The organism is Mucilaginibacter sp. P4_E8 (assembly GCF_056401495.1).
On sequence record NZ_JBFUJG010000168.1, the window covers coordinates 1 to 9,531 of the forward strand.

At 38.3% G+C, this 9,531-nt stretch carries 6 protein-coding genes; 4 read left to right on the plus strand and 2 right to left on the minus strand.

The window, feature by feature from the left end; genetic code table 11:
• The first annotated feature begins 206 nt into the window (after positions 1–206).
• The 3 genes from AC1DRQ_RS27385 to AC1DRQ_RS27395 all read left to right on the plus strand — a co-directional run bounded on the left by AC1DRQ_RS27385 (position 207) and on the right by AC1DRQ_RS27395 (position 4,362).
• Positions 207–2,444: a DEAD/DEAH box helicase gene (locus tag AC1DRQ_RS27385; protein ID WP_477428664.1), complete on the plus strand. Its 2,238-nt coding sequence runs from the start codon at positions 207–209 to the stop codon at positions 2,442–2,444.
• A gap of 2 nt (positions 2,445–2,446) precedes the next feature.
• Positions 2,447–3,232 (plus strand): DUF2290 domain-containing protein, encoded by a 786-nt coding sequence (locus tag AC1DRQ_RS27390; protein ID WP_477428666.1) that lies wholly within the window; start codon positions 2,447–2,449, stop codon positions 3,230–3,232.
• 488 nt (positions 3,233–3,720) lie between these two features.
• Positions 3,721–4,362 carry a hypothetical protein gene (locus AC1DRQ_RS27395; protein WP_477428668.1) on the plus strand — a complete coding sequence of 214 codons (642 nt, stop codon included), beginning with the start codon at positions 3,721–3,723 and terminating at the stop codon, positions 4,360–4,362.
• Between the two features lie 361 nt (positions 4,363–4,723).
• Here AC1DRQ_RS27395 and AC1DRQ_RS27400 read toward each other — a convergent pair whose 3' ends face one another.
• Together AC1DRQ_RS27400 and AC1DRQ_RS27405 are read right to left on the minus strand one after the other, a co-directional pair.
• Complete coding sequence (locus AC1DRQ_RS27400; RefSeq protein ID WP_477428670.1) at positions 4,724–7,087, minus strand: TonB-dependent receptor domain-containing protein; 2,364 nt, start codon at positions 7,085–7,087, stop codon at positions 4,724–4,726.
• A gap of 80 nt (positions 7,088–7,167) precedes the next feature.
• Positions 7,168–8,262: a helix-turn-helix domain-containing protein gene (locus AC1DRQ_RS27405; protein ID WP_477428672.1), complete on the minus strand. Its 1,095-nt coding sequence runs from the start codon at positions 8,260–8,262 to the stop codon at positions 7,168–7,170.
• A 395-nt stretch (positions 8,263–8,657) separates the two neighbouring features.
• Here AC1DRQ_RS27405 and AC1DRQ_RS27410 point away from each other — a divergent pair, with 395 nt between their 5' ends.
• Entirely contained in the window at positions 8,658–9,251 is a 594-nt protein-coding gene (locus AC1DRQ_RS27410) for a hypothetical protein (protein ID WP_429400702.1), read from the plus strand.
• The last annotated feature ends 280 nt before the right edge of the window (positions 9,252–9,531 follow it).

The following is a 9,531-nucleotide window of genomic DNA, read 5'->3' on the forward strand; positions in this document are numbered from 1 at the left end:
CAACGATCGAGACTGGATTTAAGCAGTTGAATAGTGACAACTTTCCTACTAGTGATTAAAATTAAAGATTCGTGAAACATGTTTTTCATTTCTCATACAATTTCCTAATAGGGCGTTCTTAGAGAATTATAAAATGATTAATTTTAATCCTAACATTGCCTCTTGAACTGATTAATTAAGAAACGACCAAGATGTAATTAAATCCAATGGAATATTTAGCAGGCAATATAGAAACGGAAAATAATCCCTTTGAATTAAGCATATGGGAGACACTTATTGACTATTTTGATCAATATGAAGGGATTTTGGGATATAAGATTCCCTCATTGGGTATCTTCAGTAACGATATTCCATCTTTTATAATTAGATCAAAAAGGTTCGGTATTATAATTATAGACGTTGTAAGTGATAAACTTATAAATTTTGATTCGGATGATGATTTTTGGAAGACTGACCAACAAGAAGACATTTACTCTAGAGATTTATCATTAACACTGTATGTCAGAGAAATAGAAAGTGTTCTAAAGAAAAATACTCGACTATTTAATGTTAGAACCAACGAGTGGTCAGAGGATATAAGAATATCCAGCCTACTTATTTTTGCTAATAATTCCGAAATTGAAATCGGCCAACTTAATGAAAATACAAATAATAAGTTAATCAATAATTTCATAACTTCTGATGATTTAAACTTAGTAGAGTTATATAAACCCAGCCCTGAAGTTTTATCAGATACATCTATCGATGTTATTGACTCTATTTTAGATGGCTCAGATATCTTTAGCAAGATCAAAAAAAAGAAGATATTAGAAGTCCCTAAGACTTTAAATGAATTTATAAAAAAGTCTCTCGATTATACATTCAAATTAGATAGGACTCAACGCCAGGTGGCACTACAAGTGCCACCTGGCCCCCAACGAATAAGGGGATTAGCGGGAACAGGCAAAACTGTGATATTATGCATGAAGGCGGCGCTAGCGCACAAAGCATTAAAAAATCAGAAAATTCTTTTTGTATTTAATACTCAAAGCATGTATAATCAAGTAAGGTCAACTATTACTGAATATTATTTTAACCTTGCTAAGACGATGCCCAATTGGAATAATTTGCATATTCTTCATGCGTGGGGAGGAAGTAGTACGCCAGGTTTGTATTATAATACTGCGAATAGTGCTGGACTCAAACCTTTAAATTATTTAAACGTTAAAGGCCATGAGAATCCGCTTGAATCAATCTATTCAAATCTACTTCAAACTGCGAAAAATTACATAGTACCAACATATGACATTGTTTTGATTGATGAAGCACAGGATTTTTCCCCTGCTTTTTTTGAAACAATTTATTATTTAACAAAACCTATCGATGCAGATCTAACAAAAAGACGTATAGTTTGGGCTTATGATGAGTTTCAATCTTTATCAGAACTAAAGATTGCCCAACCCGTTGACCTATTTGGATTGAAAGAAGATGGGTCTCCTAATATGCCCAATAGTGTTCTAGAGGGGGTTTATAAAGGTAAGATTGAAAAAGATTTCGTTTTACCAAACTCTTACAGAAATCCAAGAATTAATTTGATGGTTGCACATGGATTGGCATTGGGGTTATATAGTTCTAATGCGAAAGTTCCAATGGAAGATAAGAGAGATTGGAACGCAAGAGGTTATAAAGTACTTAAACCAGCAAATCAAATTTTCGTTGAAGGGGACGAGGTGGTAGTTGAGAGGCCGGAAGAAAATAGTAAGAATGAACTTGAACGATTACTTAAAGAATCAGGAAGCTTAGAAAAGAAATTAATTGTTTTCAAAAAGTTCAAAACAATCAATAATGAAATAAGCGAAGTAATAAAAAAAATTCAATGGCTTATCAATGATCAAAATGTTGAACCTGAAGAAATAATTTTGATAAATTTAGATATAAAAAACTCGAAACAACAATTTGAATATATAAGGCAACAATTAGACATAAACAAAATTAAGGCTATTACGCCCGGTTACATAGAATCAACAGATGCTTTTAAAGAACCAGGGAAAGTAACTTTAAGTACAGCATTTAGGGCTAAAGGAAACGAGGCAAATATTGTATTTATTATTAATTCACAAAGGGTTATAACAGATTCAAMGTTTAAGATGAGAAATGCTGTTTTTGTTTCAATAACAAGAACAAGAGGTTGGTGCTATATTTATGGTAACGGGCCCGGAGTTGAAAGCTTAGAGTTAGAAATAAATAATATAATTGAAAAATATCCAAAATTTGAATTCACGTTTCCAGATGAAGATCAAATTAAGAGAAAACTAAAAATCATTCAAAGCAATAAAGATGTCGAAAAAGCCGATAAGGACATCGATGTCTTGTTCTCGGACGATGCATACCGGGCCCTTTTGTTAGAAAGGATAAATAAAGATCCCGAATTCTTAAAAGACATTAAGAAGCTTAAAGGTAATTGAGTATGACTTTGGATAGTGTTTATTCGAATATCGAACAGACTGAGAAATTGTTTAGATCTTTAATAATTAGCACCTATTATTCAAAGTCAAATGATGAAATAAGCTGGGGCAATTATATTCCTGGAATATTTAAGAATTTATATGCTAAAGAATATGAGATGCTTATTCGAAATAAGCAATATAGCTTTTTATTGAAAGATAATAAAGGTTGTATTCAATTGGTGTATCTTTTTAAAGATAATAAGTTAGCTAAAATGAAACTTTGTTATTATCCGTATCCTGTTGTATTAAGAGATACCACTGATGATATTGAGAGTAATTTAGCTGATTATAATGATGAGATTATAGGTGAGTATTATTTTGATTTATTTAACATTTTTAGCCATCAGTTTGAGCTTTCGCTTTCAGATGAAAAGTTAAAGAGGTTAGTTACKGACTCTAGGGCACTGGGGAATTTTGAAAGTGAAGAATCTTTAATACTTGGTCGATTCGAGGATAAATATAAATTTACCAATAGCTCACATTTGCGTATCGATTATGATTCCCAGGTGGCTTCTCATCATAAATGTGAAATTCAAGTTGGAGCAATTAACAACATAAGATTGCCTATGAATAAAATAATAATGCCATTAACCTTTTGCGATTTTATATTTAAGAACGTATTTCCAGGTGAATATAAATCTATAAAAGGCAAAAGTTCTTTTCTTTCGACACTTACTAATTCAAAGGCTTTATCATTGCCAATAAACCCATTCGTAGAACATAATATTTTTAATAGCTATTTATAATTATTACTGTTAAGTGACTTTTCACTCATACTAGTGTTATCACCGTACCACACTTCTCAAAACCCACCGCACAACCCAAATCATCCATAAGAGTTTGAGTTTTGTAGTCTAAGGACCACAAAGAAGTCAAAAACCTTTAGATGAAAATCTGAAGGCTTTTTTAGTTAGATTTCTTTATTAATTTAGTGATGCGGTGATAACACCACAGGTGTTCGGAAGAATTATTTCCTATGAAAATTTGTCATTTCGGTAGAGCATGGGCCCGCATGAGCGCTGCGCGAAAGAGAAATCTTGTATAAGCGGATTGCAGGTCGTATAAGATTTCTCCTCGTTCCTCGTCGAAATGACAACGTTTTTATTTCTTCCGAACACATCCCGTGATAACTCCGACCACAGGCTGAATTTTTATTTCTAGACGCAAAGTAATTAGTAACAATAGGCAAGCGATTTAATCTCATTGACAGTTTACAAACCGATACTTTAGGCAAATGATTAAGAAATATTCAGTTTTAATAGGAGTAGTAATTTCGTTGATTTTAATAATGATAGCTATTTCAATTTACCCGGGCGGCACAATGTTCAATGAATATTCTACTGGCTTTGACTGGACAAAAAATTTCATGAGCAACCTGTTTGGAACAAACGCATTGAATGGCGCCGAAAACCCTTCCAGAATTTGGGCATACTCAGGAATGATTCTCCTTCCATTTACTTATGCAGTATTTTTCATTAATATGTCGAAAAAAATACCTGATAAAAACGCTGCCAATATTCTAAAATATGGAGGTGTAGCTAATATTTTTTTTACATTTTTAACTGTAACATCTTTGCATGACATCATGTTAATCATATCAACCACTTTGTTTTGGACATGTTTAGTTGTTATCACGGTTTTTATCCTGAAGACAAGACTTCATTTATTTAAATTCTTTTGCATAATTAGTCTTTTGGTTTTTTATTACAGTGTTTACTTATGGGGTACAAGTGATTGGAGTTTATTACCAATAATGCAGAAAGTAAATTTTGTCAGTTCAACATTATTAATTTTAGGGCTTGAGTATTTTACCAAACAGGAAGATTTTGCTCATATTAAATCAAGAACACATAAAAAATTAGCAACGAACCACTAACATTGGTATTCAGCCTATTGTCGGTGTTATCACCGCACTATACTCTTCCAACCCCGCCGCACAACCCAAATCACCCATAAAAGAGGTCGAGTTTTGTAGTCTAAGGACCACTTCACGGGAAAGGAGCGATAATTTCGCATCTTTCCCGTTTATGTTTTCACACAAGTTCCTGTTAATCTGATATATTAAACCTGCTGCTTCATTCAGTCTTGTAGTTCGAAAGTTTTTACTTCAAATTTCGGTTTTTCCGAAAAATACAACCCAGCACCTCTTTTTTCATCATTACACCACTATTATTATATAGCGTTTTCAGCCTTAAAAACCGAAGTTAAAGATAATTACTCAAGTCTAAAATGCCTTGCTAATTGGCCCTGCTATTTTCCGGTTGCGCCTGCCTTTGCGGTTGAGCCGCCCCTTCAGTACCACCAAACCTGTAGGTGGCGGTGAGCTTGAAATGATTGTTACCATAGCGCCGGTTATAGTATACCTGTGTCTTACCCACATTATAGTCGCCTTCTGAAATTAACCGGTTAAAAATATCGTTGGCGGTCAGCCCGAGTTTCAAATTGCCATTCAACATGGACTTCTCGACCCCGGCAGTTACGATCGACCGTTTGTCATCATGCCGGATACCGTAGTGACGGTCACCAAGGTACCAGGCAAGCAACTGCAACTTAATACCGTGCTTCAAACTAAAGGTATTGCTGGAATACACATAGGCCTGTGGCTTTGCTTTTCCGGTAGCGTAACCATATTTGTCATCAAAGGCCTTTCCGTAGGTGATACTGGYGGTATTGATCGATTGCCACCAGTCGCCAATAGAAAAGGGCCTTGTAATCGATGCAAGAAAAGTACGGTCACGGCTGATATTGATCGACTTGAGCACATAGCTTTCCGGGGTGCTTCCTCTCAGGGCAGCTCCCGACAGCGGGTCTATGGTATAGGTGTAACCCATTTTTACCTCCGTTTTTTTAAAGTTGGCGGAAAGTTCAAACGCATGTGCTTTTTCCGGTACAAGGTTGGGATTGCCTTCAATTGTGGTGAAGGCATCCTGATACATGACAAACGGATTGAGTGCCTGGTACCTGGGGCGGGTGATCCTTGCGTTGTAGGATGCCCTGAACTTATTCCCATTTTCCAGCGGAAGCTCAAGCTGCAGATTTGGGAAGATGTTCAGATATTCTTTGCTGAAATCCTGTCCCATGCCGGCTGAGGTGCTCAATTTGTAAGTAGTCCACTCGCTACGAACCCCGAGAACGATGCCCAGTTTCCCGGCATTGGCAGATAAACTGGCATAGGCGGCCGCGATCGTTTCGTTATAATCGAATATGCTGGATAGAGTYGCATCAGGCAGGTATGGCCCGTCCGGACTGTTTGCGATAAGGAACCGGGTATCCGAATTGTTGCCGACATTGCTGAACCTGAGTCCGGTCTCCAGTTTTAAATCTTTCCTGAAGAATTTGGTGCGGTCAGCTTGTATGCTGACGATGTTCAGACGCTGGGAGAAAGCGTTTTGCAAGTAGCGGGGCGCAGTGCCCCCGAATTCGTCGATCTGGTCATTATTGCCGGTTCGGTATCCCGCGTATTGGGCGCTAAAAAAAACACCGGAACCAAGTGTATCGGTGCTTTTGGTGAAGTCGGCTATCATTGTATTGTTTTTTCTGAGCTCGTCCCTCGCAATGTTGCTGCCGTAGATATTGTCGGTTGTTAGTGTGGTGATCTGGTTTCGGCTGTCCACTGTTCCGCCGAGATGGTCCCTGTTTCCGCTATAGGAAAGTGACAGTACTGACCCGGACGAAAATCGGTAGCGAGCGCCCAAACCGTATGTCGCGTAAACGTTAAAGTCCCTGTTCCAATCTGTGGTAAGCGCAGAATTGAGATAGTCTGATGAGTCCGGTCTATTCCTTACGGTGTAGAGCAATTCCCGGCCGCTACCTTTGAGTAGCGCGATGTTTGCCGAAAGGGACAACTTATTTTTTGAATAGCCCAGATCAACAAAGGTGTTGGCATTGGTCCCGGCAAAATCGGATGCTGTTAGATGCTGGCTGACCCTGCCGCTTAATCCGTTTCCGCCCGGTGCTTTTGTGGTGATATTGATCACGGCCCGCCCTCCGGCATCATATCTTGCCGAAGGGTTAGCAATGATCTCGATCTTAGTGATCTGTGAGGTGGGTATGCTGGCCAGGCGTTCGCCCGGTACAAGGGTGCCGTTAAGATAGATGATCGCCTCGCCCTTTCCCTGAAGGGAAATGACGCCTTCATTTACCGTAAGCCCGGGAGTTCTGGAAAGGATTTCGTTAACCGAACTGCTGCTGGCCAGGATGGTTCCGGCAACGTTCACTTCCAAATTGCCGTTATTACCGTAGCGCATCAGCGGTGCGGAAGAGGTGATAGTGACCTGCCCGAGCGTAGTAGTGTTTTCCTCTGGCACGATCGTACCCAGATCAACCTCGGTTTTTCCGGCATAGCGGATATTAAAGGTAGTATCTGTAAACAATATTGAGCTAAGTTTCAACCTGAGTAGGGTGTTATTAAGGCCGGTAATGGCAATGTTTCCGTTGAAGCCGTTGCTTTTGATGATCTTCCCTACAGTATCGGTCAACAGGAAGTTACCCGCTAATGGGATCCCCTTTGCATCGGTTATCTTTGCGGAAATGCTTTTAACCTGCGCGTGAAGCGAGATGCCGGTTAACAGGCAAAGAAATAATAAGCAAGTAGATTTCATATACTTCGGACTTTGAATGTCCAAAGCTATTTGGCAGGGTTAGCAAAGTGGTTTTGAATTTGAGATTCGGGAGTTCGGAATTATAATTCCGAACCTATTACAGGAAATGCGGCAGACGACGATCCTTCTTTATAAAGGGTTGGGGTAGTACCTTTGTGTTTTTTAAAAGCGGTATAGAAAGTGGATTTCGAGTTAAAGCCGACCTCGTATCCGATCTCCTCCAGTTTGATCCCCTTGTCGTTTGTAATCAATTCACAGGCACAGTTAACACGATATTCGTTAATATACACTGCGAAACTCTTGCCCAGGTTATCGTTAAGCAGTTGGGAAAGCTGGTGCCCTGTGATATTGATTTTTTTGGCCAGATCGTTGAGCTTGAGGTCGGGGTTCTTATAGAGTTCCTGATCAATAATGATTTTCCGGAGTTTATCCGTCAGGCTGATGGCATGATCTTCAGTGATCTTCTTTCGGGCATAACGCCCGGGTTCCCCGTTACCAAGGAAGGCTGTGTCTGATTTTTTCCGGTTAACGAACAACGGAATATTCAGGTAGAGCAGCAACGAGAAGAAAAGCGCACCACTGATATATACACTACTAAAGGACCAGAAAAAAACGATCAGATAGGCGATCAGTATTACCGTGTTGCCAAGAAAGATCGACAGTATCGGTTTTTCTCCGGGAGAGAGCTTTTCTGTCTTCGTGAATACTTTGGCTAATACTTCCCTAAGCAGCCACCCTGTCAGAATAAAATAGGCCACCCATTGCGCATAGATGATATGTACAATATAATGGTTCCAATCCCATGGATGGGTCTGGTAGGGAACGATCGTCCCTAAAATTACAATCCCGGCAATCCAGGCCCAATAGGTATACTTCCACCGGGTTGGTGTTTTTTGGATATTTTCAAGTGCAGCCCTGGTGAAATAATAAAGGGAGGGCCCGATCAGAAAACAGCCGGACAGCCCTATTTGCAGATAGATTCGCGGAAGGTCGTGGTAAAAATAGCCAAAGATGGCTTTGGTTATCCTGATGCTGAGTGCCAGCAGCAATAGTCCCAAAAAGTAAGAGGCCGGAGACTTTGGCCTTTTAAAGAACAACAGATAGCCGCTGATTACGAAGCCGTTGAAGGCTCCTAAAGCGCTAAAAAAGAATAGTATCTGTTGTCCGGGGTTCACGTATCAAAAATAGTAAACTAAAATCAATGGCGAGCTCATCAATAAATCGATTTTTTCGGGTTATCTAACTTCCGCTTTATTGATGCTGAAAACCATTGAGAATCGGATAGGAATCCTGAAAACCTGCAAAAGCGTTCGATAAACTTCCCATCAAGTTCAAAAAAATCATTCCYCACGGCCCAGAATGTCAATAATCAGTTGTAAATCGCTCAAAAATAAGTTTGAAATCGGAGCTTTTGAGATCACTTTAAACCCATCCATGGGAACGGCATGGGAAAGAATTGTTTTGAAAGCCTTTAGATGTAAATCTGAAAGCTTTTGAATTTAGATATGCTTTAATTTACATTTGAGATGAAGTAATGATGATACACTTACGAGTAGAATAAGAATTACCTATGATAGAATTTAGAAAAAGCTTTAAAAAGGCACTTCCCTATGATAGAGAAGAGTACATAGATTTTTTAGGCAATCATTTTTATTCATACACAGAATGGTATGGGGTTTCATTTCAACTACCTGGTGGTTACGAAGGCAGAGATATAAGTTTAACAGAATATCTTGAAGCTTATGAAGAGTGGTTTAAAAATACAATATTGCAACTTGATAATGCTTCGTCCTGGATTGTAAATCATGATAGAGATTCAAAATGGTTTCCTAATGACGAGGATAATTTAACCTCTTTACGAACCTTATTCAAACAAAACGATATTCCAAATAAATTTAAAGGCGCTTTAATTTTCACGACGGAGGATTTATTAAAATTTTCCAGAGATTTAATTACATATCCAATTGCTGTATTTGATAAACATGGTTTGTTATATCATGATTTAGATATTTCACATGGTGAATTGCCATTTATTATAAAAATATCAGGCCATAGTAATATAGATCTCCTGTGTACAGATAAAGAGCTTTTGAAAAAAGTTGTATGTGAAAATCGCTCAAGTTTATTTGTTGTAAGAGAATATCGAGGCATTTCATTAGAATAATGTAGCTAAATTTTTGGTAACCTTTGTTGTTAATTCACTCAATTTTAAAACCACAACAAATTATCCTCCAAACCCACCGCACAATATAAATCAGCTATAAAAGAGTTCGGGTTTTGTAGTTTAGGACCACAGATAAACCCATCCAAGGGAACGGTATGGGAAAGATTATTGGGAAGCCTTTAGATGAGAATCTGAAGGCTTTAAATTTTAGATTTCTTTATTAACTTGGTGATAAAGCCTGATGCGATAATGAAATGCTTTTGCGCAAAAGGCTTTAATG